Source organism: Mesorhizobium sp. ES1-6, assembly GCF_020164775.1.
Lineage (GTDB): Bacteria > Pseudomonadota > Alphaproteobacteria > Rhizobiales > Rhizobiaceae > Mesorhizobium.
In genome coordinates, this window is record NZ_JAIUGU010000006.1 from 208,736 (window position 1) to 233,547 (window position 24,812).

Below are 24,812 nucleotides of genomic sequence, written 5' to 3' on the forward strand. Positions count from 1 at the left end.
CTCGATGGATCAGCTCGCGCCAACCGAGAAATATTCCCCGTTTCGCTTTTTCTCGGCCGAGCAATGGTCGCGATTCCGCGCCGACACCCCGCTGACGCTGAGCGAGGACGAATTCCGCCGCCTGCGTTCGCTCAACGACCCGGTCGACCTCGCCGAGGTCACGCGCATCTATCTGTCGCTGTCGCGGCTCTTGTCGGCGCATGTCGAGGCGAGCCAGCTTCTGTTCCGGCAGCGCCAGGCCTTTTTCAATGCCGTTGATGTCGCCAAGACGCCGTTCATCATCGGCATTGCCGGTTCGGTCGCGGTCGGCAAATCGACCACGGCGCGCGTGCTGAAGGAACTTCTGGCGCGCTGGCCGTCGAGCCCCAAGGTCGATCTCATCACCACGGACGGCTTCCTGCTGCCCAACGACGTGCTGCGGCGCGAAAACCTGATGGAGCGCAAGGGTTTCCCCGACAGCTACGATGTCGGCGCGCTGCTGCGTTTCCTGTCGGGCATCAAGTCGGCGTTGCCCGATGTCCGTGCGCCGGTCTATTCGCACCTCACCTATGACGTCATCCCGGGCGAGTTCGTCACCATCGACCGGCCCGACATCCTGATCTTCGAAGGCATCAACGTGCTGCAGCCGGGCAAGCTGCCGCAGGACGGCAAGATCGTGCCCTTCCTGTCGGACTTCTTCGACTTCGCCATCTATATCGATGCCGACGAGAAGCTGATCCACAATTGGTATATTTCCCGCTTCATGCGGCTGCGCGAGACCGCCTTCCGCAACCCGGACTCCTTCTTCCACCGCTATTCGCAGCTGTCGGAGGATGCGGCCAAGGCAATCGCCGAGGGCCTGTGGACCAACATCAACCTGAAGAACCTGCGCGAAAACATCCTGCCGACGCGCGCCCGCGCCGACCTGATCCTGCGCAAGGGCGCCGACCACCTGATCGAGGAAGTGGCGCTGCGCAAATTATAGCCGATAGAACCGGCGTGGCGGGCTTCTCCACCGGCCCGCCACGCCGGCGTTACTGTTCAGCCATTGGCGAACGGCACGGCGACATAGATCTGGCTGCCGTCGCGTTCGACCAGCAACAGCACCGACTTGCGACCCGACTTGCTGGCCTGCGCGATGGCTTGCGTGACCTGCCTGGCGCTCTTCACCGGCGCCTGGTTGACGGCGACGATGATGTCGCCGGGCTGGATACCGGCGGCGCCCGCGGCCTTGTCCGGATTGACGGTGGCAACCACCGCGCCGTGCTCGTTGTCGGCGAGGTTCATCTGCTGGCGAATGTCTGGCGTGATGTCCATCAAGCCAAGGCCGATGGCCGGGGCGCGGGACCCCTGCCCGGCGTCAGGCGCGCTGGAATCGCCATTGGATGCCGTCTTCACGTCGTCGCTGTTGCGTCCGACAGCGACGGAAATCTGCATGGCCTTGCCCTTGCGCCAGACATCCAGCGTTTCCTTGGCACCCGGCGCGACATCGGCGACGGCCCGCGACAGATCCTTGGGATCCTTGACGTCCTGCCCGGCGAAGCTGGTGATGACGTCGCCGGTTTCGACGCCGGCCTTGGCGGCGGGCGAGCCGTCATTGACCCGGGCGACCAACGCACCGGCGGGATGGTCGAGCCCGACGGCGCTGGCCACGTCAGGGGTGACCGGCTGGATCTCGACGCCGAGATAGCCGTATTCGATGTCGCCGCCCTTCATCAGCTTGGCGACCACCTTCTGTGCCTGGTCCGACGGAATGGCGAAGCCGACGCCGACGCTGCCGCCATTGGGCGAATAGATCGCCGTGTTGATGCCCACGACATTGCCGCTGACATCCACCAGCGGGCCGCCGGAATTGCCGTGATTGATCGGCGCGTCGATCTGGATGAAATCGTCGAACGGCCCACTATGCAGATCGCGGCCGCGCGCCGAGACGATACCGGCCGTTACCGTGGTGCCTATGCCGAACGGATTGCCGATCGCCAGCACCTGGTCGCCTGTCATGAGCTTGTCGGAGTCGCCCCATTGCACGGTTGGCAAGGCCCTGCCGGCCTTGATCTGCAGCACGGCGAGATCGTTCTTGGCGTCGTGACCGACAAGCTTGGCCGGAAGCTCCGTACCGTCGTCGAGCGTGACCTTGATCGAGGAGGCGCCGTCGACGACGTGGTTGTTGGTGACGATGGTGCCGTCGGCGCTGACGATGAAGCCCGAACCGAGCGCCTCGGCGCGCGGCGACTGCTGTTGTTGCGGAGGCGTCTTGGGACCAGGCATGCCCTGATCGCCGAAGAACTGGCGGAAATAGTCGTCGAAAGGCGAATTGCCGCCAAAGGGCGAACCGTCGGGCGACCCTTCGCTCATGGCTTCCGGCTGCGCCTTCATGACTGTCGTGACGGTGACGACGGCGGGCTTGGCCGCGGCCACGATGGGCGCGAACGATCCGTTTGGAGCCGTTATTCCGGCGACGGGTGTCTGGGTGGTCGCAACGGCATTGCTCAAGCCGGCACTGCCGGAATTCTGGGCAAACGAGACGACGGCGGGGGAGACGATCAGCGCGGCGCCCAGCAGGGCGGCGACGCGATGCCTACGAAGAATACCAAGGGGTGACATGGTCGTTCTGTCCGGGCGAGAGTTGATCCGGCGCCGCGGCGGCTCCTGGGAGAAAGCGTCCGTCAGCGTGTCGACGACCGGGATGGCCTGTCTCGCCTTACATGGCAGCCGGCCGGATCGACATGAGTTATCTAGGGTCCCGAATGGCCTGAATTAGGGTTTTTGCCCGACCTTACGAAGATTTAATTCAGGGCGCGCTTACGGAGCGCAGATAGGCCGACGCGATCTCACGCATGCGCCTGCCGTCGAAACTCGGGCCGTGGCCGCCATGGCCGATACGGATCGGCAGGTCGAGCAGGCGGCGCATCGTGCCGGCATAGGCCGTCCGGTCGGAGTCCGGCAAATCGTCGATCAGCATGGCGTCATAGATGGCGTCGCCGCTGAAGAACAGGCCATCGGTCTCGTCGAACAGGGCGATCGAATCCGGCGAATGACCCGGAAGATGCAGCACGCGAAATTGCCGGTCGCCGAGATCGACCACGTCGCCCTCATCGAGCGTCCGCGTCAGCGGCGCCGGCGGGATCTTGTAATCCGACGCCTTCCAGCCCGGCTCGGGCAGTTTCGAAACCGCCCCCTCGAGATCGTGGAACATGTAGGCGTAGGTCGCGGCCTCATCCATGCTCTCGAATTGCGCGGCGCTCATCCTCGGCCCGGCCCGCCACGGGAATTCGTGCAGCGAGCCGACGTGATCGAGATGGATATGGGTGGCGACGACCAGAAGCGGCTTGCCTTCGGGCGTCTCTATCCAAGGCGCCAGCGGACAGATGCCCATGCCGGTGTCGACCAGAAGGTCGGCGTCGCGGCCGGTGAAATGCCAGATGTTGGCGCGCACATAGTCGTGCACGAACGGCTCGGTCAGCATCGTCGTCCTGTCGTCGACGATGCTCCTGGAGAACCAGCCCGGCATAGGGGCCGGCATCAGACAAACGGCTTTCCGACCTTGTATTTTTCCGGCACCAGCCGCCTGAGATAGGCCATGCCGGTCTCGGACAGCTGGTTCTCCTCGGGCTTCATGAAATCGTCGGGCATGTGGCGGGTCTTGCCGGCGACGTTCTTCAGCGGCACCTTTTTCAACACTATTTTGCTGCCATCATACTGCAGCGCCACCGAGCCGCCGCCCTGCTCGGCCACGCCGACGGCGAAGGCGCCGGCATCGAAGGCCTCCTGCGCGTCAACCGCGCTGATGGCGCCGACATAGCCGCGCGGCATGTAGCCGAGCGCGTCGACGCGGGCTCGCTTGCCCGGCAGCCCCTCGGCCAATGCCCGTTCGAGCGCCGCCGGCAGGTCGCTGCCCGACAGTTTGACATTGCCGTGCTGGTCGCGTTCGAGCTTGTCCGCCGGCACCAGGCTTTCGACCAGCGCCTTGCCGTCGGCGGTGCTGACGCCTTCCGACACGGCGACGATGCAGCGCTTGTGGCGATCGAGCGTGGCGCGCACGTCGTCGATGAAGCCGGCGGCGGAGAACGGCCGCTCCGGCACGTAGACGAGATGCGGGCCGCTGCCGGGGTCGAGCTGCCAAGCTGCCGCGGCTGCGGTCAGGAAGCCGGCATGCCGGCCCATGACGATGCCGACATAAATGCCGGGCAGGGCGCGGAAATCGAGGTCGACCGAGAGGAAGGCGCCGGCGACGAACTCCGCCGCCGAGATGAAGCCCGGCGTGTGGTCGTTTTCCTCGAGATCGTTGTCGATGGTTTTCGGCGCATGGACGAAGGCGATCTTGCCGCCGGCGGCATCGGTCAGGATCTGCTGCGTGCCCGAGGTGTCGTTGCCGCCGATATAGATGAAGGCATCGGCGCCCGCCTTCTGCAGGCCCTTCAGGATGACCTCGCAATAGGCGGCGTCAGGCTTGTCGCGCGTCGAGCCGAGGGCGGCGCTCGGCGTTCCGGCGATCAGCCGCAGTCGGTCCTCCGGGATGGCGGACAGGTCGACATAGTTGCCGTCACGGATACCGCGCACGCCATGGATGGAGCCCAGCACCTTGGCGCCGGGATGGCGCTTGCGGATCTCCAGCGTGGCGCCGACGACCGTCTGGTTGATGACGGCGGTCGGGCCGCCGCCCTGCGCGATGACGAAGGTTCCGGCCATGCTTGATTTCTCCCCGGGCAATGGTTTTCAAGGCACCTTGGCCTGTCTTGCCGCATCGCGCAACGGGAGAAACGGAGGGCTAAACGATCACATGACGACGACGGGGTTTTTCTTCGACACCCGGCTGTAGAGATCGATGATGTCCTGGTTGATCAGGCGCACGCAGCCCGACGACATCGCCTGGCCGATGCTCCACCATTCGGGCGAACCATGGATGCGGTAGCCTGTGTCCTTGCCGTCCTGGTAGATGTAGAGCGCACGCGCGCCGAGCGGATTGGTGAGGCCGCCGGGCTGGCCGCCCTGCCACTTCACCAGTTCGGGCTTGCGCTGGATCATTTCGGGCGGCGGCGTCCAGGTCGGCCATTCCCGCCCGTACTGGATGTTGGCGCGGCCTGACCAGCGGAAGCCGTCCTTGCCGATGCCGACGCCGTAACGGATGGCGTCGCCGCCCGGCTGGACGAGATAGAGCATGCGTTCCTTGAGATGGACGACGATGGTGCCGGGCGCCTCGCCCGTCGTGTCGACGACGATCTGGCGGCGAAATTCCGGCTTGACCTTGAGATAAGGCACCTCGGGAACGTTGAAGCCGTTGTCGGTCAGCGCGGCGTACATGAGGTCGGGACTGGTGATGTTCTTGTCGACGCTGATCGAGGGGCGGATCGGCCGCACCGAGCCGGTGACCGTATCGTCGAGATGGAGCGCCGGCAGGTCGCCACCACCCGAAGTCGAGCAGCCGGCGACGCCAAGCAGCGCCAGGGCGCCCGCCCCGGACAGGACGGCGCGGCGGGAGAGAAGAAGATCGGTTTCGATTGCGTCGCCGTTTCGTGGCGGCGTCGGACCTTGCGGCAACTCACGCATATACCCAAACCCTACGCTGTCGGCGGGAAGCACGGTCCGGCCGGATGTCAGGCATTTTCATCATTCATGGTTGATAAAGCGTGAATGCCTTGCGCTGCCTGCGTTTGCGTCTTGCCGAGGTGACGTTGCGCCGTCCCGGCGATCGCCGCTCCCGTGTCCCTGCACAAAATCACCTCCATCGGGCCATAATCCCGGCACCGGCGTTTCCTACCTCTTCGGCGACCAGCGAGGGGCCTCCATGTGCAAGACGTTAAAAACCGACATCAAGCTTTTTGCCGCTGCCATTGCCGCGGCCGCCATGGTTCTCGGTGCCAATGTCAGCCTGGCCGATATCGTGAGCACGCTGGGCGGCGCGAACTGACCCCTGGCTGCCGCTGGCGAAACTGACGGCACGGCAATTGCGGCAACGGACGCGGCGGTTTGCGCCCGCAATTTCCTGAAAAACAAAAATCAGGCCTCTTTACATTCTCCCTGGGCTCGGGATTTATCCTTTTCCTTAACCCAAGGGGAGACAGACATGTCCTTCGAAAACTGGGCCGCCTTCGCTGCCGCGTCGACCATCCTTCTCATCATCCCGGGCCCGACAATCCTGTTGGTCGTGTCGTATGCGCTGGGCCAGGGCTGGCGCACCGCCTTGCCGATGGCCGTCGGTGTGGCGCTGGGCGACTTCACCGCCATGACCTTGTCGATGCTGGGCATCGGCGCGCTGCTGGCGGCCTCGGCGACCGTCTTCACCGTCCTGAAGCTGGTCGGCGCCGGCTATCTGATCTATCTCGGCGTGAAACTGTTCCGCGCCGGCGGCGCGCTGAAAGCAGAACCGCGCACCGACGCGGTGTCTTCGGCCAAGATGATGGCGCATACCTGGCTGGTCACCGCGCTCAACCCGAAGAGCATCACCTTCTTCGTCGCCTTCCTGCCGCAGTTTCTCGACCGGCATGCCGATTTCTGGGCGCAGATGCTGATCTTCGAGACGACGTTCCTGGCGCTCGCCTTCGCCAACGCCTTCGGTTACGCGCTGATCGCGGCACGCGCCCGCAACGTGGTGCGCAACCCCAAGGCGATCCGCATCTTCAACCGAACCGGCGGCACGCTGCTGGTCGGCGCCGGCATCGCCACCGTGGCGATGCGTTCCGGCAATTGAGAAACGCTGGCGCGCCCAAGGTGTGTTGAGATTCAGGTCAGGCCGAGCCGAAAATGGCTGATATCGAGAGCCGGAGCGGTGCGGACATGGGTCCGCGAGCACCGGAAGCGCAGATATCAGGCGTTTGCAGGCCGGCATCACCTGAATATCAGCACACCTTGCTTCACCATTTGACGCTGAAACCCAGATTGCCCTCGAGGACGCGGCGTTTGTCGCCGCCGAGATTGGTGGTGTAGTCGCCGGTGGCGAAGATGCTGACCTTGTCGGTTACTTTGGCGACGATGCCGCCACCGAACTCGAACGAGGTCGACCTGCCCTGCGTCGAGATGTCGGTCGCGTCGAAGTTGACCCGATCGGTGCCGCCGAAATCATGCCAGATGTTGGCCTTGAGGTAGGGCTGCAGCGCCATGCCGTTGACGGTGGCCTCGCCGCCCTGCAGCCGAGCGCCCAGCCGGCCGGTGACGCTGCCGTCGCTGTCGAAGGAAACCGAGGAGAAACGGTCCTTGGCATCGTCGAGCGACAGGTGCTGCCAGATCAGTTGCGCCTGCGGTTCGAGCGTCCAACCCTGTGCCAGCGCTATGGGATAGCCGCCTTCCAGCGAGGCGGTCACGCCGGTTCCGCCAATGTCGATGCCGACATCGCGCGACGACGTGGCGTCGCCGCCGAAGAAGGTGGCCATGAGGACGCCGTCGAGGTACCAGCCGCCCTGGCCGATGCGGGTCCAGTAGCCGCCGACGCTGGTGCCGCTGACATCGATGCCGCCGACGGACAGATCATTCTGGCCCAGCGCCTGGCCACGCACGTCACCCTTCATGCTGGCATAGGCGACGAACAGGCCGGCGCGGTCGATCCCGCCAGAGGCGGTTTCGCGTCCGAAGACGTCGAAGCCCGCCTGCAAGCCGAACAAGGTCCCGTCGAAGGACGGCGACACCGTTCCAGACCAGCCCATTTTGGCGTCCTGGCCGTAGATGCGGCCCCAGACCGGCGACAGCTCCGTGTTCGACAACAGGCTCTGTTCGCCGCGCCGCTCGTGGAAGGTGCCGAGCGTCGTCATCGCCAGATGTTCGGCCACCGGCGGCAAGGCCGAATAGGTGGGCACCTCGATACGGTAGAGCAGGATCGTCTCGCCGGCCGCCGGCGTCGGCAGGTCCGGAACGGCGGTCGGCACCACCGGTGGTGGCGGCGGCGGATCCGCCGCCGGCGCTGGCGGTGGTGGCGGCGGCGCCTCGGGCTCTGGATCGCTCGCCTGCACCGGCGGTGTCGAATCGACCGGCGGGTTGTTGATGTCGCCATCGGTCGGCACCGGAACCGGCGGCAGTTCGGAGGGCGGCGGCGGCGGCTCGACCTGGGGCGCCTCCGGCTCCGGTTGCGACGTCGGTTCGAGTGCCGACGGCCCGGCGGCCGGCGTTGCCGGTGTGTTCAGCGTCGAACGCAGATACCAGTTCTCCTCGCTGCCGGCGCTGACGCCGCCCTTAAAGAGATAATATTCGAAGGCGCCGGCGGCGACCGGCGCATCGAGGGCAAAGGCGCCGGCGCTCGATGAGGCTCCGTTGACGGCCTGGACGAGCATAATGCCGTCGGCCGTGGTCTGCGCCCCGGCACCGCCGACATTGACGACGGCAATGCCGGTCGAGCCCGAAGCCGTGCCGCCCGACAGCACCAGCCGGTCGGAAGCGGAGCTGTCGTCGCCGAGTTCGGTCTGCAACAGCAGCAAGCCGCCCATGCCGACATAATTGCCAGAAATGGTCAGGCGGTCGGTGGCGCCGGTGCCGCCATTGGTCAGGTCGATGCGGCCGGCATTGACCACTTCGGCCAATTGTCCCGCGGTAAAGGCCTGGATGGAACTGTTGAAGCCGCCGCCATAGAGCGTGCTTGCTAGGTCGACGCTGAGCTTTCCGGTGCCCGTGCCGCTGTCGCCCAGCACGAGATTGCCGTCGAGGATCAGCTGGGTGTCATTGGTGGCGTCGATGGTTTCCCAGTTCTGGACCCTGGCGATGCCGTCCAGCTTGACGTTGTCGAAGGTGAGCGCATCGGTGCCGAGGCCGCCGTTCAGCGCATCGGCTCCGCCGAGATTGGCCTTGGTGAGGTTGCTCAGCCTGGCTGTATCGTTGTCGGCGCCGAGGTCGACCGAGCCATAGATGATGCCGCCGCCATCCCAGACGAAATTGTCCGCGCCGAAGCTCATCAGCACGTCGCCGCCGACGGTGCCGCCGGTGATCGTCACGCTGTCATTGCCGCCGCTGACGCTGATGTTGCCGCCGATCGTGCCGCCGGAGAGAATGACGGTGTCCTGATCGAACCCGGTGACCAGGTTGCGGTCGATGATGCCGCCCGACATGTTGAAATAGTTCTTGTCGAGCTTCATGTTGACGCGGCCGATGCGGCCGCCGGTCATCACGGCACGGTCGCCATCGTCGAAGAAATCGACGATGCGCCCGCCCGTCATGGTGAAGGTGTCGAGCCCGTCGCCCTGGTTCAGCGAACCGACCTGGCCGCCGCTCATGTTGAAGTCGTCGATGCCGGCGCCCTGCTGGACATTGCCGGCGACCATGCCGCCGCCGATGGTGAAGAAATCCGTGCCGTCGCCCTGGTCGACCAGGCCGGTGATGGTGCCGGACTGCATGTCGATGCGGTCGGTGCCGGGGCCGAAGGTGACGTTGCCGCTCACCTGGCCGGTGCCGCCGGCGGGGAAGTTCAGCGTGTTGTTGCCGCTGGTATCGGTGAGGCCGCCGCCCGAATCGCCGCTATCGCAAGTGAAGGTGTCATTTCCCGGAGACGGAACCAGCACGCATGCGGCGAAGGCCGCTGAGTTAGGCAGCAACACGAGCGCTGTAGTTGCAAGTAAGCTAATAAACCATGGATTGATTCGCTGGGGCTCTGGCCGCAGCAAAGCAATAGCTCGATCGGTGTGCTCCGAACCGTTGTCCGGAAGCTGTATTTTCAAATGCCGCATCGCGTCCCCTCTCAGATCGCGATTACAAGCCCCTTACCCGCGCCGCAATGAAGCCACAATTCGTTCGGTTTACAAAGCCTAATCTGCTTCTCATGGTTGATGAACTGGAAAGACTAGTGGACTAAACCGGGCTAGCACGCGGTTGGCGTGTCCGTGGCCCATGTATTAGGATCGCCTTGGGCCGAAGGATCGAGGCCCTGTCACGGGTCGATCAAAGGACATGGCATGGCAATCAAGGACGCATCCGGTCTCGCATTTTCAGGCGCAACGGAGGCAGGGTTCACGCCCTATAGCCAGGCGGTGCGTGAACTGCTGTGCTTTATCGGCGATCCCGTCGCCTCCGTCGACCGCGCCATCGCGGAAGATCCCGGCTTCGTCATGGCGCATGTCTTCAAGGGCTATCTCTTCGGGCTCGCCACCGAGCGCGAGGCGACGGCCGTGGCCAAGGCTTGCCACGAGGCGGCGCTGCCGCTTGCCGCGACGACGCGCGAGCAGGCGCATGTTTCGGCCCTTGGCCACCTCGCCAACGGGCGTTGGCATCAAGCCAGCCGCATTCTCGAGGACATCGCCATCGAGACCCCGCGCGACGGGCTGGCGCTGCAGGTGGGCCATCAGATCGATTTCTTCACCGGCAATGCCCGCATGCTGCGCGATCGCATCGCCCGTGCCCTGCCATCCTGGCAAAGCGGCATGCCCGGCTACCACGCCATGCTTGGCATGCAGGCGTTCGGGCTGGAGGAAATGGGGGACTATGTCAGGGCCGAGCAGCTTGGCCGCGCGGCGGTCGATATCGAGCCGCGCGACGGCTGGGCGCAGCATGCCGTCGCCCATGTCATGGAAATGCAAAGCCGGCAAAGGGACGGCATTGCCTGGATGCGTGCCAATCCCGAAACCTGGACGAGGGAGAGCTTCCTGCAGGTGCACAATTGGTGGCACCTGGCGCTGTTCCACTATGATCTCGGCGAGACCGACGAAGTGCTGGCGCTCTATGACGGCCCCATCTACAGCGTGCCATCGACGATGGCGCTCAACATGGTCGATGCCTCGGCAATCCTGTGGCGACTCCATCTTGGCGGCATCGATGTCGGCGACCGCTGGGCGGCGATCGCCGCCAACTGGCGCAAGGCCGGCGCCGGCAACTATGCCTTCAACGATGTCCACGCAATGATGGCGTTTGTCGGCGCCGAGCTCGACGGCCCGGCCCGGACCTTGCTCGAGACCCAGGGCGAGGCCATGCACGGCAACGACGACAATGCGAACTTCACAAGGGATGTCGGCCATCCCCTGACGCTCGCCATCAAGGCGTTCGGTGATGGCAATTATGCCGAGACCGTGCGCCTGATCCGGCCAATCCGGGCGATCGCCCACCGTTTCGGCGGCAGCCACGCGCAGCGCGACGTCATCGATTTGACGCTGATCGAGGCGGCCCTGCGCGCCGGTGACGCTGCGCTTGCCAGAGCACTTGCGGCGGAACGGTCGATGGCGCGACCCGACAGTCCGCTGTCGGCGCTCCTTTCACGGCGTGCGGCCGATTTGTCGGAGAATTGACCCGCGACGGTTCTTGCCTTAAAAACTGGCTGAAGCATATTTTTCGGGCTCCGAAAAAAATAAGAACGTGGGAGGAAACCATGTATCTCGGCCTCGACCTGGGCACGTCGGGCGTCAAGGCGCTGCTGATCGACGCCGGACAGGGCGTCATCGGCTCCGGCCATGGCTCACTTGATGTCTCGCGGCCGCATCCCGGCTGGTCCGAGCAGGATCCCCTGCACTGGATACGCGCCTGCGAGGACGCGATCGCCGAACTGAAAGCCTCTCATCCGGCACAGGTCGCGGCGGTGAAAGGCATCGGCCTGTCCGGCCAGATGCATGGCGCGACCTTGCTCGATGCCGCTGATCAGGTGCTGCGCCCCTGCATTCTCTGGAACGATACGCGCAGCCATGTCGAGGCGGCGGCACTCGACGCCGATCCGCGCTTCCGCGCGCTCACCGGCAACATCGTCTTTCCCGGGTTCACCGCGCCCAAGCTCGCCTGGGTGAAGAACAACGAGCCCGCCGTCTTCGCCAAGGTGGCAAAAGTGCTGTTGCCGAAGGACTTCCTGCGGCTCTGGCTGACTGGCGAACATATGTCGGAAATGTCCGACTCGGCCGGTACGTCATGGCTCGATGTCGGCAAGCGCCGCTGGTCACCAGAACTGCTCGCCGCGACATCGCTAGACGAGAAACACATGCCGTCGCTGGTCGAGGGCACCGCGAAGGCCGGCGGCCTGCGCGCCGAATTGGCGTCCAAATGGGGCATCGCGGGCGGCATTCCGGTGGCTGGCGGCGCCGGCGACAACGCGGCTTCCGCCTGCGGCATGGGCACGGTCGGCGCCGGCCATGCCTTTGTTTCGCTCGGCACGTCGGGCGTGCTGTTTGCCGCCAATGCATCCTATCTGCCCAACCCGGCAAGCGCGGTGCACACCTTCTGCCACGCGCTGCCAAACACCTGGCACCAGATGGGCGTCATCCTGTCGGCGACCGATTCGCTCAACTGGCTGTCGGAAATCACCGGCAAGGGCGCCGGCGAGTTGACCGGGGAACTCGGGGAGACGCTGAAAGCGCCGAGCGGCGTGTCCTTCCTGCCCTATCTCTCGGGGGAGCGCACGCCGCATAATGATTCCGCCATTCGCGGTTCCTTCACCGGCCTGGCGCATGAATCCAGCCGCGCCGTGCTGACCCAGGCCGTGCTCGAAGGCGTCGCCTTCGCCTTCCGCGACAGCCTCGAAGCGCTGAAGACGGCCGGCACCAGCTTGACGCGGGTGACCGCGATCGGCGGCGGCTCGCGCTCGCGCTACTGGCTGAAAGCCATCGCCACCGCGCTGCAACTGCCGATCGACATCCCCGCCGACGGCGATTTCGGGGCTGCGTTTGGTGCGGCGAGGCTCGGGCTGATCGCGGCGACGGACGCCGATCCGCTGGCCGTGTGCACGGCGCCAAGGACGGATGCGACGATCGAACCGGATGCCGCGCTTGGTGGGGCGTATGCCGATGCCTATCAACGCTACCGGGCGTTGTATCCGGCGATAAAGGCTGTAACCGCGTGAGTTGGCGCGAGGCGCCCCCCTCTGCCCTGCCGGGCATCTCCCCCTCTAGGGGGGAGATTAGCAGCGTCGACGGCTCAGCCAATCTTGATGGGCTGGTAATTTGCGAAGCCGGAAAAGCCAGCCAATCTCCCCCCTCGAGGGGGAGATGCCCGGCAGGGCAGAGGGGGGCGCCTCGCACCTCCCTTCCTAAGTTAGCCTCACTGCGCCGGCACCTTGTCCAGAAACCCGGTGACGCTCTTCAAGCGCCCGTCCTCGATGAGACCGATATCAGTGCCTTCGATGACGGACGGGACACCCTCCGGGCCGAGATTCCAGGAAAACCGGATCTTGTCGGCAAAGCCGTCCGGCGTGCCCTTAAGCGAGAAGCGGAAGCCGGCAAAGCGCTGCTGGACGCTGGCGATCAGCGCCGCGACGCCTTCATGGCCGTCGCCCTGCATGAGCGGATCTCGATAGCTGACGTCTTCGGTGAAAACAGCCTCGAGCAAGGCTGCCCGGCGGTCGGCATCGCTCTCGTTCCAGGCGGTGATGTAGTTCTGTGCGATCGTGTTGAGGTCGGTCATCATCTGTCTCCTTCGTTTGGCGGTTTTGACAGGACCGTTTTCGACCAGCACCGGCGTGAAACCAATTACGCCTGAGGTAATCGGGCAAAACTATCTTGGAGAGGAAGAGAACCCATGAGCAGCGGATTTTTCGGCGACATCCAGACAATCAAATATGAAGGACCGGATTCGACCAATCCGCTGGCCTATCGTTTCTACAATCCCGACGAAGTGGTCGCCGGTAAGCGGCTGGAGGACCATCTGCGCTTCGCCGTCGCCTACTGGCATTCCTTCGCCTGGCCGGGCGGCGACCCGTTCGGCGGCCAGACCTTCGACCGTCCCTGGTTCCCCAAGGCCGGCGGCGTCGACACGATGGAACTGGCGAAGCTGAAAGCGGACGTCGCCTTCGAGATGTTTTCGCTGCTCGGCGCGCCCTATTTCTGCTTCCACGACGCCGATGTGCGGCCCGAGGGCAGGGATTTCTCCGAAAGCGCTGCCCGCCTGGATGAGATCGCCGATTATTTCGCCGGCAAGATGAAGCAGACCGGCGTCAAGCTGCTCTGGGGCACGGCCAACCTGTTCTCCAATCGCCGCTTCATGTCGGGCGCGGCGACCAATCCCGATCCGGATGTCTTCGCTTACGCGGCAGCGACGGTGAAGAACTGCATCGACGTCACCAAGCGGCTGAAGGGCGAGAACTACGTGCTGTGGGGAGGGCGCGAGGGCTATGAGACGCTGCTCAACACCGACCTTGCCCGCGAGCAGGAACAGGCCGGCCGTTTCCTCAACCTCGTCGTCGATTACAAGCACAAGATCGGCTTCAAGGGCACCATCCTGATCGAGCCGAAGCCGCAGGAGCCGACAAAGCACCAGTACGACTATGATGTCGCGACCGTCTACGGCTTCCTCAAGCGCTTCGGTCTCGAGAAGGAGGTCAAGCTCAACATCGAGCAAGGCCATGCCATTCTGGCCGGCCATTCCTTCGAGCACGAACTGGCCTTGGCCAATGCGCTGGGGGTCTTCGGCTCGATCGACATGAACCGCAACGACTACCAGTCGGGCTGGGACACCGACCAGTTTCCCAACAACGTGCCGGAGATGGCGCTTGCCTATTACCAGGTCCTGCAGGCCGGCGGCTTCAAGACCGGCGGCACCAATTTCGACGCCAAGTTGCGCCGCCAGTCGCTCGACCCCCAGGACCTGCTGATCGGCCATATCGGTGGCATGGATTCTTGCGCACGCGGCCTCAAGGCGGCAGCCAAGATGGTCGAAGACAAGGCGCTGTCGGGTCCGCTGGCGGAGCGCTATGCCGGCTGGAACAGCGCCGAGGCCAAGGCGATGCTTGCGGGCAAGCGCACGCTGGAGGAGATCGCGGAGCGCGTGGTGAAGAAGAAGATCGAGCCGCAGCCGCGCTCCGGCCGCCAGGAACTGCTGGAAAACATCGTCAACCGCTACGTCTGACGCTGCCTGACCATCGGCAATCCAAGCCGGCGTACTATTCGATTCGAAAGCTTGGCGCGCGGAAACCTTTTGCGCGCCATGCTGAAATCGACGACAAGGTTTTGCCCTTGCCGCCTCTCAATGACCTCGCTCCTGCCTTCAAACTGCCGTCACGAATCTCGTATAGATATCGCTCGTGGCGGGAGAGGAAGAAGGAGGCGACCCGATGCAGAACGAACGTGAAATCGACGCCCTGCTCTCACCTGAAGCGGCCGGCTCGATCATCGACCGGCTGATGGCCATGCCGCATCCCCGGGATGGCGCGCGCCGCACCAACGAATGGGACCGCGCCGTCGCCAGCCGCTTGGAGACCCATCTCGCACGGCAGATGCGCTCGCAGATCAACGGCGGCAGCGACCGCCAGAATGCTGCCTGATTCCCGAATCGACCCCGGCCCTAATCAACCGCGGCGAAGCCTGACAGGGGCTTCGCCAAAAGCTCTCGAAAAGGCTCTCGAAAAGGCCGCGGCGGACGAAAAACCCGTCCGCCCGGCAATGTCGGCCATGGCGATCCGCGTGTCGACCACGAGCCGGCGCGCGGCGCCCAGCCGCAGCCTGAGATAATAGGCGCCCGGCGTCTCGCCGATCGACTTTCGAAAGATGCTCTCCAGGGTCCGCGCCGTCACACCGGCGCGCTTGGCGACCGCTTCTATGGTCAGCGGCTGGTCGACATGCGATTCCATCAGCCGGATAGCCTGCGCCAGGCGCGGATCGTAGCCGTCGAGCCGGCCGAGCGAGACCAGCGGCTGCGCATCGGTCGCGGCACGGGCCTGGTCGTAGATGAAGACGCTGGCGACATCGAGCGCCACGGCCATGCCGAGCCGCGTGCGAATGAGATGCAGCATCAGGTCGAAGGTCGGCGACGCGCCGCCCGAGGTGAACACCGGCCCGTCGATGACATAGCGGTCCGGCCGGACGTCGACGCCGGGAAAGGCCGAGGAAAAATCCTCCATGTCCTCCCAATGGGTGGTGGCGCTGCGGCCTTCCAGCAGGCCGGCGCGCGCCACCAGCCAGGTGCCGGCCTCGACACCGCCGCAGGCGCGGGCCGCGCGCGCCGCCCTCCGCAACCCTGAAAGCAGAGCCGACGTCGCGTAATTCTGGGTGCCGAAACCGGCGACGACGACGAGAACGTCGGTTGGCTCGGCCGCGTCGAAACGGCCGCTGACCGCCACCGGCAGGCCGCATGTGGTGACCGGCGCCTCGCCGGTGACCGAGACCAGCTTGAAATCGAACAGGGTCTCGCCGGAGATGCGGTTGGCGGCGCGCAACGGGTCGACGGCCGAGGCGACGCACATGATGGACGACCCGGAAAACACCAGGAACGTCACCTTGAGGGTCTCGCGTTCGGCGCGAAAGACAGATTTTTCGCTTTTGATCATATCGTCTTCGTAAAACGCAAAGCAGTTTCGATCAAGGCAAGCGATGCTTGGTGCCTGTTCGAATGGGAGGAAAGTTCCGATGCCGCTTGCGATGAACCGTGAGGTCTTCATTACCTGTGCCGTGACCGGTTCCGGCGGTTCGCAGGATCGCAGCCCGCATGTGCCGCGCTCACCCAAGCAGATCGCCGATTCGGCCATCGATGCGGCCAAGGCGGGTGCGGCCATCGTCCATTGCCATGTGCGCGATCCTGAAACCGGCAAGCCCCGGCGCGACGTGCATCTCTACCGCGAGGTGACCGAGCGCATCCGCGCGGCGGACGTCGACGTCATCCTGAACCTCACCGCCGGCATGGGAGGCGACATGGTGTTCGGCTCGCCGGAAGCGCCGCTGCCGCTCAACGAAAAGGGCACCGACATGGGCGGCGCCACCAACCGCATGGAGCACGTGCGCCAGTGCCTGCCGGAAATCTGCACGCTCGACTGCGGCACGATGAATTTCGCCGAGGCCGACTATGTGATGACCAACACGCCCGGCATGCTGCGCGCCATGGGCGGCATGATGACGGCGCTGGGCGTCAAGCCGGAGATCGAGGCCTTCGACACCGGGCATCTGTGGTTCGCCAAGCAGCTGGTCGAGGAAGAAGTGCTCAACGCCGACGCGCTGGTGCAGCTCTGCATGGGCGTGCCGTGGGGTGCGCCCGACGACCTCAACACCTTCATGGCCATGGTCAACAACGTGCCCTCGACCTGGAACTGGTCGGCCTTCGCCATCGGCCGCAACCAGATGGCCTATGCGGCGGCGGCGGTGCTCGCCGGCGGCAATGTCCGCGTCGGCCTGGAAGACAATCTCTGGCTCGACAAGGGTGTGCTGGCGACCAATGCGCAACTGGTCGAGCGCGCCGCCTCGATCGTCACCAATCTCGGCGCCCGTATCCTTGGGCCGGAAGAGGTGCGCCAGAAACTCAACCTGACCAAACGGGCGCCGATCGCGGCATAAATTATTCGCAGGGAGGGTCGAAATGGCTACCGTCAAATTCACCGCTATGAAGGATGGCGACAGGCAAGATTACGAGTTCCTGACCGCCCATGAAATCGACTATGCCGCCAGGACCGGCGAGCGGCTGCTCGATGCCCTGGTCCAGCTCGACGAAGGCCTGTCGGGCTACAAGATCACCCGGCTCGGCCATTCGCTGCAGGCGGCGACGCGGGCCTGGCGCGATGGCGCCGACACCGACTGGATCGCCTGCGCCCTGCTGCACGATATCGGCGATATCTACGCGCCCTACAATCACGACGAATATGCCGCGTCGATCCTGAAACCCTTCGTGCGCGAGCAATGCACCTGGGTGGTGGAAAAGCACGGCGACTTCCAGCGGCTCTATTACGCCCATCATCTCGGCGGCAACAGGCACGCGCGCGACCGCTTCGCCGGCCATGCCTATTTCGACGATTGCGACCAGTTTTGCGAGCGCTGGGACCAGTCCAGCTTCGATCCCGATTACGAGACGCTGCCGATCGAGTTCTTCCGGCCCTTCGTTCTCGAAGTCTTCGCCCGCAAGGCCTACGACCCCTCGGTGATCCGCGCCGGCGAGCGCGTGCCCCTCACCGATCCCCAGACAGCCAGCACAAGAACCGGAGCTTCCGCATGAGCATCATCAACAAGGCGGCCGCCATCGGCGGCGGTGTCATCGGCGCCGGCTGGGTGGCGCGGCTGCTCTTGAACGGCATCGACGTCTCCATTTTCGATCCCGATCCCGAAGCCTCGCGCAAGGTCTCGGAAGTGATGAAAGGCGCGCGCCGCGCCTACAGGCAGATGGTGCCCGGCGGCCTGCCCAAGGAGGGCAAGCTCACCTTCGCCAAGACCATCGCCGAAGCGGTGGCCGACGCCGATTTCATCCAGGAGAGCGTGCCGGAACGGCTCGACCTCAAGCACCGCGTGCTGGCCGAGATCGACGCCCATGCGCCGGCCAACGCCATTGTCGGTTCGTCCACATCAGGCATCAGGCCGACCGACATGCAGGTGGCGATGAAGAAGCATCCGGAGCGGCTGGTCGTCGGCCATCCGTTCAACCCGGTCTACCTCCTGCCGCTGGTCGAGATCGTCGGCGGCGACCAGACCTTCCCCGAGGCGATCGAGGTCGCCAAGGAAATCTATGCCTCGATCGGCATGAAGCCGGTCGTCATCCGCAAGGAAATAGAAGCCTTTGTCGGCGACCGCCTGCTCGAAGCCGCCTGGCGCGAGGCGCTGTGGCTGATCAAGGACGGCATCTGCACCGTCGAGGAACTCGACGACATCATGCGCTACGGCTTCGGCCTGCGCTGGGCGCAGATGGGCATGTTCCAGGTCTACCGCGTCGCCGGCGGCGAAGCCGGCATGCGCCACTTCATGGCGCAGTTCGGGCCCTGCCTGAAATGGCCGTGGACCAAGCTGATGGACGTGCCCGAGTTCAACGACGAGCTGGTCGACCTGATCGCCACCCAGTCGGACGACCAGGCACATGGCCTGTCGATCCGCGAGTTGGAAAAGATCCGCGACGACAATCTGGTCGCCATCATGGATGCGCTGTCGAAGCAGAACAAGGGCAAGGGCTGGGGCGCCGGCGCGCTGCACAAGGATTACACCAAACAGCTCGCCAAGCTGGCGGCGAAGAAGCCCGTGGCTTCAAAGGCGGCGGAAAATGCCAAGGCCGCCAAGCCGGTCAAGAAAGCCGAAAAGCCGAAGAAAAAGAAGAAGGGCTGAGAGCATGGATTTCGGTCTTTCGGAAGAGCAGAAGCTCATCGTCGAGACGACGCGTGCCTTCGTCGAGAACGAGCTTTATCCGCATGAGCGCGAGGTCGAGCGCACCGGCGTGTTGCGCCGCGAGCTGATCGAGGAGCTCAAGGCCAAGGCGATCGAGGCCGGGCTCTATGCAGCCAACATGCCGGCCGATGTCGGCGGTGCCGGCCTCGATACGGTGACCTGGCTGCTCTACGAAAAGGAGCTCGGCCGGGCTAATTACGCGCTGCACTGGACCTGCGTGGCGCGCCCCTCCAACATCCTGCTCGCCGGCACGCCGGAGCAGCGCGAAAAGTATCTTTTCCCCTGCATCCGTGGCGAGAAATGGGATTGTCTCGCCATGACCGAGCCCGGCGCAGGCTCCGACCTGCGCGGCATGAAGGCATCAGCCGTGCAGGACGGCGACGACTGGGTGCTGAACGGCACCAAGCATTTTATCTCCCATGCCGATCTCGCCGACTTCGCCATCGTCTTCATGGCCTCGGGCGAGGAAGAAACCACGCGTGGCAAGCGCAAGAAGATCACCGCCTTTTTCGTCGACAAGGGCACCAAGGGTTTCACCGTGCGCGACGGCTATCGCAACGTCTCGCATCGCGGCTATACCAACGCCATCCTCGAATTCGACGATTGCCGGCTGCCGGCATCCCAGGTCCTGGGCGAGGTGCACAAGGGCTTCGACGTCGCCAATTCATGGCTCGGCGCCACGCGCCTGCAGGTCGGCGCCACCTGTCTCGGCCGTGCCGAGCGGGCGCTTGGCCATGCCATCGAATACGCCGCGCAGCGCCAGCAGTTCGGCCAGCAAATCGGCAAGTTCCAGGGCGTGTCGTTCAAGCTCGCCGACATGGCGACGGAACTCAAGGCCGCCGACCTGATGGTCTTCGAAGCTGGCTGGAAGTACGATCAGGGCACCGTCACCGACCAGGACATGGCCATGGCCAAGCTGAAGGCCACCGAAATGCTCGCCTTTGTCGCCGACGAGGCGATCCAGATCCATGGCGGCATGGGGCTGATGGACGACCTGCCACTGGAGCGCATCTGGCGCGACGCCCGGGTCGAGCGCATCTGGGAAGGCACGTCGGAGATTCAGCGACATATTATTTCGCGGGCGCTGCTGCGTCCGTTCGGCGCTTAGAGCATGATCGCCAAAGCCGGGATTCGGTTTTGTCGGCAAACGCGATCGTTTGTCCTGAGATCGCGTTCAAAAAGAAAAGATGACCATGCATAAACTCGAACGTCTCCTGCGCCCGAAATCGATCGCCGTGTTCGGTGGCGTGCAGGCCGCCGCCGTCGTGGCGCAATCGATCAAGATGGGTTTTGCCGGCGAGATCTGGCCGGTGCATCCGACCAAGGACGAGGTCGCCGGCCGCAAGGCCTACCGGTCCGTCGCGGACCTGCCGGGTGCGCCTGACGCGGCCTTTGTCGGCGTCAACCGGCATTTGACCATCGAGGTGATCAAGGCGCTGGCCGAACGCGGCGCCGGCGGCGCCGTCTGCTTTGCCGCCGGATTTCTCGAAACCGAAGCCTATGACGACGACGGCGAACGGCTTCAGGCCGAACTGGTCGCGGCCGCCGGCCAGATGCCGATCATCGGGCCGAACTGCTACGGCCTGATCAACTATGCCGACGGCGCGCTTTTGTGGCCCGACCAGCATGGCGGCATCAGGCTGGACGAGGGCGGCAAGGGCGTCGCCATCATCACCCAGTCCTCCAACATCGCCATCAACATGACGATGCAGAAGCGCGGCCTGCCGATCGCCTTCCTGATGACCGCCGGCAACCAGGCGCAGACCGGCCTGTCCGAAATGGCGCTCGGCCTGATCGAGGACGAGCGCGTCACCTCGCTCGGCCTGCACATCGAAGCTTTCGACTCGGTAGCCGGCTTCGAGCGCCTGGCGGCGCGGGCGCGCGAGCTCAGGAAGCCGATCATCGCCATGAAGGTCGGCCGCTCCGAACAGGCACGGCAGGCCACCGTCTCGCACACCGCCTCGCTCGCCGGCTCGGACGCTGCTTCGGGCGCTTTCCTCAGGCGGCTCGGCATTGCACGGGTCGATTCCATCCCCAGCTTCATCGAGGCGCTGAAGCTGCTGCACATCACCGGGCCGTTGCTCGGCTATACCTTGTCGTCGATGAGCTGCTCGGGCGGCGAGGCCTCGGTCATGGCCGACAGCGCCGAGGGTCGCTGGGTCAACTTCCCGGTGCTGACGGAAACCCATCGCGCCCACGTCAAATCGACGCTCGGGCCGCTGGTCGCGGTGGCCAATCCCCTGGACTACCACACCTTCATCTGGAACAACGAGCCGGCGATGACGGCCACCTTCACCGCCATGGTGTCAGGCGGCTTCGATCTCAACATGCTGGTGCTCGACTTTCCGCGCCCCGACCGCTGCTCGGTGACCGACTGGTGGGCGACGCTGCGCGCCTTCGAATCGGCACTGAAGACCAACAAGGCGCATGGCGCCATCGTCTCGTCGCTGCCCGAGAACCTGCCCGAGGAATACACCGCCGAGCTGATGGCGCGCGGCATGGTGCCGTTGTTCGGCATTTCGGAAGCGATGGACGCCGCGCAGGCCGCCGCCTTCATCGGCTGGGCCTGGCGCGAGCCGCTGGCGCAGCCGGTGGATACGTCCGCCTCCGGAGTCGCCGGTGGCGATCATGTCACGCCCGACGAGGCGCAAGCCAAGGCGCGGTTGATCAAGGCCGGGCTGCCCGTGCCCAGGGGCGAGCGCGCCGGCAATGCGGTCGAGGCGGTGATCTCCTCGATGGCGCTCGGCTTCCCCGTCGCCCTGAAAGCGCTCGGCGTCACCCACAAATCCGAGGTCGGCGCCGTCAGGCTCAACCTCAAGGACGCCGAATCGGTGAGCACCGCGGCGCACGATCTTCTGCCGCTCGGCACCGGGCTCTATGTCGAGCGCATGGTGCGCGACGGCGTCGCCGAACTGATCGTCGGCTTCACACGCGACCCGATGTTCGGCGCTGTCATGACACTAGGCACCGGCGGCGTGCTGGTCGAACTGCTGCGCGACAGCGTCACGTTGATGCTGCCGGCGACCCGCGACGACATCGAGGCGGCGCTACGCGGGCTGAAACTGTTCCCGCTGCTCGAAGGCTATCGCGGCCGGCCGAAAGCCGACGTCGCCGCCGCCATCGACGCGATCGCTGGCATTGCCGCTTTCGTGCAGCAGAATGCCGGCGAGATCGAGGAACTCGACATCAATCCGCTGATCGTCTGCTCGGAAGGCAAGGGCGCCTGGATCGCCGACGCCTTGCTGGTGCTTGGAGAAAAGAAGAATGTCTGACGTCATTTCGACCCGCCGCGAAGGCTCGATCCTCGAGGTCACGCTCGACCGGCCCAAGGCCAATGCGATCGACCTGAAAACCTCACGGCTGATGGGCGAGACCTTCAAGGCGTTCCGCGACGATCCGGACCTGCGCGTCGCCATCGTCAAGACCGCCGGCGACAAGTTCTTCAGCGCCGGCTGGGACCTCAAGGCCGCCGCCTCCGGCGACGCGGTCGATGGCGACTATGGCGTCGGCGGCTTTGCCGGCCTGCAGGAATTGCGCGACCTGAACAAGCCGGTGATCGCCTGCGTCAATGGCATGGCGGTGGGCGGCGGCTTCGAGCTGGCGCTGTCCTGCGATCTCATCTACGCCTCGGACCATTCCTCCTTCGCACTGCCCGAAATCCGCGCCGGCACGCTGGCCGACGCCGCGACGATCAAGCTGCCGAAGCGCATCCCCTACCATGTCGCCATGGACCTTTTGCTCACCGGCCGCTGGATGGATGTCGCCGAGGCGCATCGCTGGGGCCTTGTCAACGAGGTGCTGCCCAAGGAAAAGCTCGAGGACCGCGTCTGGGAGATCGCCCGCCTGCTCGCCAGCGGCCCGCCGCTGGTCTTCGCCGCGATCAAGGAGACGGCCCGGGTGGCAGAATCGCTGACCTTCCAGGATGCGATGAACAAGGTGACGCGCCGGCAATTGGCGACCGTCGATGCGCTCTATGGGTCGGAGGACGGTATGGAGGGGTTCCGTGCTTTCGCGGAAAAGCGCGAGCCGGTGTGGAAGGGGAAGTGACACTGGAGATGACGGCGCCAATCGACCCAGCACCGGTGACCGACTACAGAACCCTCATCGACGCCGAGACCTGGGCCTTCATCGAGCGGACCAATTCCTATTATCCGCCCGACACGATCGACCACACGATCACCCAGCAGCGCGAGATTTATGACCGGATGTGCCGCGAGTTCTTTGCCGGCTATCCGCAAGGCGTGACGGCCGAAACCACGGCCATTGCCGCGCCCGCGCACGATATCCCGATCCGCATCTACCGTAACGCAAGGCCGGACGATGCGGCGATGGTGGTCTACATTCATGGCGGTGGTTTCATCCTCGGCGGTCTGGATAGCCATGACGATGTCTGCGCCGAGCTTTGCGGCCGCACCGGCCACGAAGTGGTCTCGGTCGATTACCGGCTGGCGCCGGAGCATTTGCATCCGGCCGCTTTCGACGATGCGATGAGCGCCTTCGAATGGGCCGCAGGGACCTACAACCGCCCGGTCGTGCTGTGCGGCGACAGCGCCGGCGGCAATCTTTGCGCCGCCGTCGCGCACGCGACGCGTGGCCATGCGAAGAAGCCGATCGGCCAGGTGCTGATCTATCCCGGCCTCGGCGGCGATCGCTCGCGCGGCTCCTATGTGACGCACGCCGAAGCGCCTATGCTGACGGTGCGCGACCTCGAATTCTACAAGCATATCCGCACCGGCGGCACCGACCAGACCGGCGACATCACGCTGTCGCCGCTGGCCGACGCCGATTTCGCCAATTTGCCGCCGACCGTGCTGATCACCGCCGAGTGCGACCCGCTGTCATCCGATGGCGAGGCTTATCGCGACCGCATCGTCGCGGCAGGCGGGCGCGCCACCTGGTTCGAGGAGCCCGGCCTGGTGCACGGCTATCTCAGAGCCCGGCACACGGTCGGCCGCGCCCGCGCGAGCTTCACCCGCATCGTCGACGCGGTGGCGACGCTCGCAAAGGGCGGCTGGACCTGGTAGGGGCCGGGGGCTTTCCCCGCTCAGGAGGCCTTGGCCAGGAAACTCTGATAGTCCGATTTCGCCTGCAGCAGGCGCAGCACGTTCTCGCGCGATCCCCGCACATGCGCGCGCGCCAGGGCGCCGGCCTTGACGGCGTCGCCTGCGCAGATCGCCTCGACGATCTCGGCATGCTCGTCGCGGGCGATCTTCCATTCATCGAGCCACAAGAGTTCGGTCCAGACATAATGCTGGCACTTGTCGAGGATGCCGCACAGCATGCCGTGCAGCATGACATTGCCGCTGATCTCGGCAATGACGCGGTGCAGGTCGATGCCAACCTCCAGTTCCTGGAATTTTTCTCTCGTCGTGCGATCCGGGATGGCGGCCAGCCGCTCGCATTCGGCCAGCATGGCGCGCAGCCGCGCCTTGTCCTTGTCGGTCGCCGCGGTGGCCGCCAGTTCCGTCGCATGGCCGTCGAGCAGTTCGCGGATGTCGAATGCCTCGCGGAACATGTTGATGTCGAACTCGGTGACGGCATAACCCTGGCGCGGCCGGCCGGTGACCAGCCCGTCGCGCTCAAGCCGGTTGAAGGCCTCGCGCACCGGCGTGCGGCTGACATTGAGTTTTGCCGCGATGTCGCTTTCGGTGACGCGCGAGCCTGGCGGAATCTGGCCGGTCACGATCATCGCCTTGAGCGCGGAATAGACCGAGTCGCGCAGCGTGTTTTTGGTTTCCTTGGCCAAGTTCCGTTTCCAGTTCTGCGGCCGCTCTGGCCGGACATTGCCTCGTTTGTAGTCGCAGTCGGCGCAATTTGCCACGCCTTGCGGCCCCGTCCCATCGCGTCGAACTGACCGTGTGGTCGCAGTTGACAACACCGATCTCTCGGCTA

The 24,812-nt window shown here is 64.9% G+C and carries 22 protein-coding genes; 14 read left to right on the top strand and 8 right to left on the bottom strand.

Annotation, left to right across the window (positions count from 1 at the left end; genetic code table 11):
- Positions 1-4 precede the first annotated feature (4 nt).
- The gene (gene coaA / locus LB564_RS17415; RefSeq protein ID WP_140703290.1) at positions 5-964 is read left to right on the top strand and encodes a type I pantothenate kinase; all 960 of its coding nucleotides are present in this window, start codon (positions 5-7) and stop codon (positions 962-964) included.
- 56 nt (positions 965-1,020) lie between these two features.
- Here the strand turns inward: coaA and LB564_RS17420 are convergent, their stop codons facing one another.
- The 4 genes from LB564_RS17420 to LB564_RS17435 all read right to left on the bottom strand — a co-directional run bounded on the left by LB564_RS17420 (position 1,021) and on the right by LB564_RS17435 (position 5,526).
- On the bottom strand, positions 1,021-2,583 hold the full coding sequence (locus LB564_RS17420) for a DegQ family serine endoprotease (RefSeq protein ID WP_224539551.1): 1,563 nt from the start codon (positions 2,581-2,583) through the stop codon (positions 1,021-1,023).
- A gap of 187 nt (positions 2,584-2,770) precedes the next feature.
- The gene (locus LB564_RS17425) at positions 2,771-3,490 is read right to left on the bottom strand and encodes an MBL fold metallo-hydrolase (RefSeq protein WP_224539812.1); all 720 of its coding nucleotides are present in this window, start codon (positions 3,488-3,490) and stop codon (positions 2,771-2,773) included.
- Positions 3,491-3,501: 11 nt separating this feature from the next.
- The gene (locus tag LB564_RS17430) at positions 3,502-4,668 is read right to left on the bottom strand and encodes a diphosphate--fructose-6-phosphate 1-phosphotransferase (protein WP_224539553.1); all 1,167 of its coding nucleotides are present in this window, start codon (positions 4,666-4,668) and stop codon (positions 3,502-3,504) included.
- Positions 4,669-4,755: 87 nt separating this feature from the next.
- Positions 4,756-5,526 carry a L,D-transpeptidase gene (locus LB564_RS17435; protein WP_224539555.1) on the bottom strand — a complete coding sequence of 257 codons (771 nt, stop codon included), beginning with the start codon at positions 5,524-5,526 and terminating at the stop codon, positions 4,756-4,758.
- 238 nt (positions 5,527-5,764) lie between these two features.
- Between LB564_RS17435 and LB564_RS31500 the strand changes: the two genes are divergently transcribed.
- Both LB564_RS31500 and LB564_RS17440 read left to right on the top strand, forming a co-directional pair.
- Positions 5,765-5,887, top strand: a complete 123-nt coding sequence (locus LB564_RS31500) for a hypothetical protein (RefSeq protein WP_140703298.1) — start codon at positions 5,765-5,767, stop codon at positions 5,885-5,887.
- Between the two features lie 156 nt (positions 5,888-6,043).
- Positions 6,044-6,667, top strand: a complete 624-nt coding sequence (locus tag LB564_RS17440; protein WP_224539556.1) for a LysE family translocator — start codon at positions 6,044-6,046, stop codon at positions 6,665-6,667.
- A 163-nt stretch (positions 6,668-6,830) separates the two neighbouring features.
- Here the strand turns inward: LB564_RS17440 and LB564_RS17445 are convergent, their stop codons facing one another.
- Complete coding sequence (locus LB564_RS17445) at positions 6,831-9,620, bottom strand: autotransporter outer membrane beta-barrel domain-containing protein (protein ID WP_224539558.1); 2,790 nt, start codon at positions 9,618-9,620, stop codon at positions 6,831-6,833.
- A 225-nt stretch (positions 9,621-9,845) separates the two neighbouring features.
- On the opposite strand from LB564_RS17445, the gene LB564_RS17450 reads away from it, so the two are divergent.
- Both LB564_RS17450 and xylB read left to right on the top strand, forming a co-directional pair.
- Positions 9,846-11,168: a tetratricopeptide repeat protein gene (locus LB564_RS17450; protein WP_224539559.1), complete on the top strand. Its 1,323-nt coding sequence runs from the start codon at positions 9,846-9,848 to the stop codon at positions 11,166-11,168.
- 80 nt (positions 11,169-11,248) lie between these two features.
- Positions 11,249-12,703, top strand: a complete 1,455-nt coding sequence (gene xylB / locus LB564_RS17455) for a xylulokinase (RefSeq protein ID WP_224539561.1) — start codon at positions 11,249-11,251, stop codon at positions 12,701-12,703.
- 197 nt (positions 12,704-12,900) lie between these two features.
- On the opposite strand, the gene LB564_RS17460 is transcribed toward xylB, so the two are convergent.
- A complete protein-coding gene (locus LB564_RS17460; protein ID WP_224539563.1) occupies positions 12,901-13,263 on the bottom strand; it encodes a nuclear transport factor 2 family protein in 363 nt (120 codons plus the stop codon).
- 114 nt (positions 13,264-13,377) lie between these two features.
- Here LB564_RS17460 and xylA point away from each other — a divergent pair, with 114 nt between their 5' ends.
- On the top strand, positions 13,378-14,703 hold the full coding sequence (xylA, locus tag LB564_RS17465) for a xylose isomerase (RefSeq protein WP_224539565.1): 1,326 nt from the start codon (positions 13,378-13,380) through the stop codon (positions 14,701-14,703).
- A gap of 205 nt (positions 14,704-14,908) precedes the next feature.
- Positions 14,909-15,118 (top strand): hypothetical protein, encoded by a 210-nt coding sequence (locus tag LB564_RS17470; RefSeq protein WP_140703308.1) that lies wholly within the window; start codon positions 14,909-14,911, stop codon positions 15,116-15,118.
- A gap of 24 nt (positions 15,119-15,142) precedes the next feature.
- On the opposite strand, the gene LB564_RS17475 is transcribed toward LB564_RS17470, so the two are convergent.
- Positions 15,143-16,120 (bottom strand): GlxA family transcriptional regulator, encoded by a 978-nt coding sequence (locus LB564_RS17475; protein ID WP_224539567.1) that lies wholly within the window; start codon positions 16,118-16,120, stop codon positions 15,143-15,145.
- A 79-nt stretch (positions 16,121-16,199) separates the two neighbouring features.
- Here LB564_RS17475 and LB564_RS17480 point away from each other — a divergent pair, with 79 nt between their 5' ends.
- From LB564_RS17480 to LB564_RS17510, 7 genes are all read left to right on the top strand, one after another.
- On the top strand, positions 16,200-17,117 hold the full coding sequence (locus LB564_RS17480) for a 3-keto-5-aminohexanoate cleavage protein (RefSeq protein WP_224539568.1): 918 nt from the start codon (positions 16,200-16,202) through the stop codon (positions 17,115-17,117).
- A 22-nt stretch (positions 17,118-17,139) separates the two neighbouring features.
- On the top strand, positions 17,140-17,769 hold the full coding sequence (locus LB564_RS17485) for an HD domain-containing protein (RefSeq protein WP_224539570.1): 630 nt from the start codon (positions 17,140-17,142) through the stop codon (positions 17,767-17,769).
- Positions 17,766-18,860 (top strand): carnitine 3-dehydrogenase, encoded by a 1,095-nt coding sequence (locus tag LB564_RS17490; RefSeq protein WP_224539572.1) that lies wholly within the window; start codon positions 17,766-17,768, stop codon positions 18,858-18,860. The genes LB564_RS17485 and LB564_RS17490 overlap by 4 nt, the downstream gene beginning before the upstream one ends.
- 4 nt (positions 18,861-18,864) lie before the next feature.
- Positions 18,865-20,028: an acyl-CoA dehydrogenase family protein gene (locus LB564_RS17495; RefSeq protein ID WP_224539574.1), complete on the top strand. Its 1,164-nt coding sequence runs from the start codon at positions 18,865-18,867 to the stop codon at positions 20,026-20,028.
- An 85-nt stretch (positions 20,029-20,113) separates the two neighbouring features.
- A complete protein-coding gene (locus LB564_RS17500) occupies positions 20,114-22,192 on the top strand; it encodes an acetate--CoA ligase family protein (protein ID WP_224539576.1) in 2,079 nt (692 codons plus the stop codon).
- Complete coding sequence (locus LB564_RS17505) at positions 22,185-22,967, top strand: carnitinyl-CoA dehydratase (RefSeq protein ID WP_224539578.1); 783 nt, start codon at positions 22,185-22,187, stop codon at positions 22,965-22,967. The genes LB564_RS17500 and LB564_RS17505 overlap by 8 nt, the downstream gene beginning before the upstream one ends.
- A gap of 35 nt (positions 22,968-23,002) precedes the next feature.
- Positions 23,003-23,944 carry an alpha/beta hydrolase gene (locus LB564_RS17510; protein WP_224539814.1) on the top strand — a complete coding sequence of 314 codons (942 nt, stop codon included), beginning with the start codon at positions 23,003-23,005 and terminating at the stop codon, positions 23,942-23,944.
- Positions 23,945-23,964: 20 nt separating this feature from the next.
- On the opposite strand, the gene LB564_RS17515 is transcribed toward LB564_RS17510, so the two are convergent.
- The gene (locus LB564_RS17515) at positions 23,965-24,666 is read right to left on the bottom strand and encodes a GntR family transcriptional regulator (protein ID WP_181173596.1); all 702 of its coding nucleotides are present in this window, start codon (positions 24,664-24,666) and stop codon (positions 23,965-23,967) included.
- Positions 24,667-24,812 lie beyond the last annotated feature (146 nt).

What these genes read in the sequence shown, in the direction of transcription:
- coaA (WP_140703290.1), top strand. Translation starts at nt 5, where the DNA reads ATGGATCAGCTCGCGCCAACCGAGAAATATTCCCCGTTTCGCTTTTTC.
- LB564_RS17450 (WP_224539559.1), top strand. Translation starts at nt 9,846, where the DNA reads ATGGCAATCAAGGACGCATCCGGTCTCGCATTTTCAGGCGCAACGGAG.
- LB564_RS17430 (WP_224539553.1), bottom strand. Translation starts at nt 4,668, where the DNA reads ATGGCCGGAACCTTCGTCATCGCGCAGGGCGGCGGCCCGACCGCCGTC.
- LB564_RS17490 (WP_224539572.1), top strand. Translation starts at nt 17,766, where the DNA reads ATGAGCATCATCAACAAGGCGGCCGCCATCGGCGGCGGTGTCATCGGC.
- LB564_RS17485 (WP_224539570.1), top strand. Translation starts at nt 17,140, where the DNA reads ATGGCTACCGTCAAATTCACCGCTATGAAGGATGGCGACAGGCAAGAT.
- LB564_RS17470 (WP_140703308.1), top strand. Translation starts at nt 14,909, where the DNA reads ATGCAGAACGAACGTGAAATCGACGCCCTGCTCTCACCTGAAGCGGCC.
- LB564_RS17440 (WP_224539556.1), top strand. Translation starts at nt 6,044, where the DNA reads ATGTCCTTCGAAAACTGGGCCGCCTTCGCTGCCGCGTCGACCATCCTT.
- LB564_RS17495 (WP_224539574.1), top strand. Translation starts at nt 18,865, where the DNA reads ATGGATTTCGGTCTTTCGGAAGAGCAGAAGCTCATCGTCGAGACGACG.
- LB564_RS17480 (WP_224539568.1), top strand. Translation starts at nt 16,200, where the DNA reads ATGCCGCTTGCGATGAACCGTGAGGTCTTCATTACCTGTGCCGTGACC.
- xylA (WP_224539565.1), top strand. Translation starts at nt 13,378, where the DNA reads ATGAGCAGCGGATTTTTCGGCGACATCCAGACAATCAAATATGAAGGA.
- LB564_RS17445 (WP_224539558.1), bottom strand. Translation starts at nt 9,620, where the DNA reads ATGCGGCATTTGAAAATACAGCTTCCGGACAACGGTTCGGAGCACACC.
- LB564_RS17420 (WP_224539551.1), bottom strand. Translation starts at nt 2,583, where the DNA reads ATGTCACCCCTTGGTATTCTTCGTAGGCATCGCGTCGCCGCCCTGCTG.
- LB564_RS17435 (WP_224539555.1), bottom strand. Translation starts at nt 5,526, where the DNA reads ATGCGTGAGTTGCCGCAAGGTCCGACGCCGCCACGAAACGGCGACGCA.
- LB564_RS31500 (WP_140703298.1), top strand. Translation starts at nt 5,765, where the DNA reads ATGTGCAAGACGTTAAAAACCGACATCAAGCTTTTTGCCGCTGCCATT.
- LB564_RS17500 (WP_224539576.1), top strand. Translation starts at nt 20,114, where the DNA reads ATGCATAAACTCGAACGTCTCCTGCGCCCGAAATCGATCGCCGTGTTC.
- LB564_RS17505 (WP_224539578.1), top strand. Translation starts at nt 22,185, where the DNA reads ATGTCTGACGTCATTTCGACCCGCCGCGAAGGCTCGATCCTCGAGGTC.
- xylB (WP_224539561.1), top strand. Translation starts at nt 11,249, where the DNA reads ATGTATCTCGGCCTCGACCTGGGCACGTCGGGCGTCAAGGCGCTGCTG.
- LB564_RS17425 (WP_224539812.1), bottom strand. Translation starts at nt 3,490, where the DNA reads ATGCCGGGCTGGTTCTCCAGGAGCATCGTCGACGACAGGACGACGATG.
- LB564_RS17460 (WP_224539563.1), bottom strand. Translation starts at nt 13,263, where the DNA reads ATGACCGACCTCAACACGATCGCACAGAACTACATCACCGCCTGGAAC.
- LB564_RS17475 (WP_224539567.1), bottom strand. Translation starts at nt 16,120, where the DNA reads ATGATCAAAAGCGAAAAATCTGTCTTTCGCGCCGAACGCGAGACCCTC.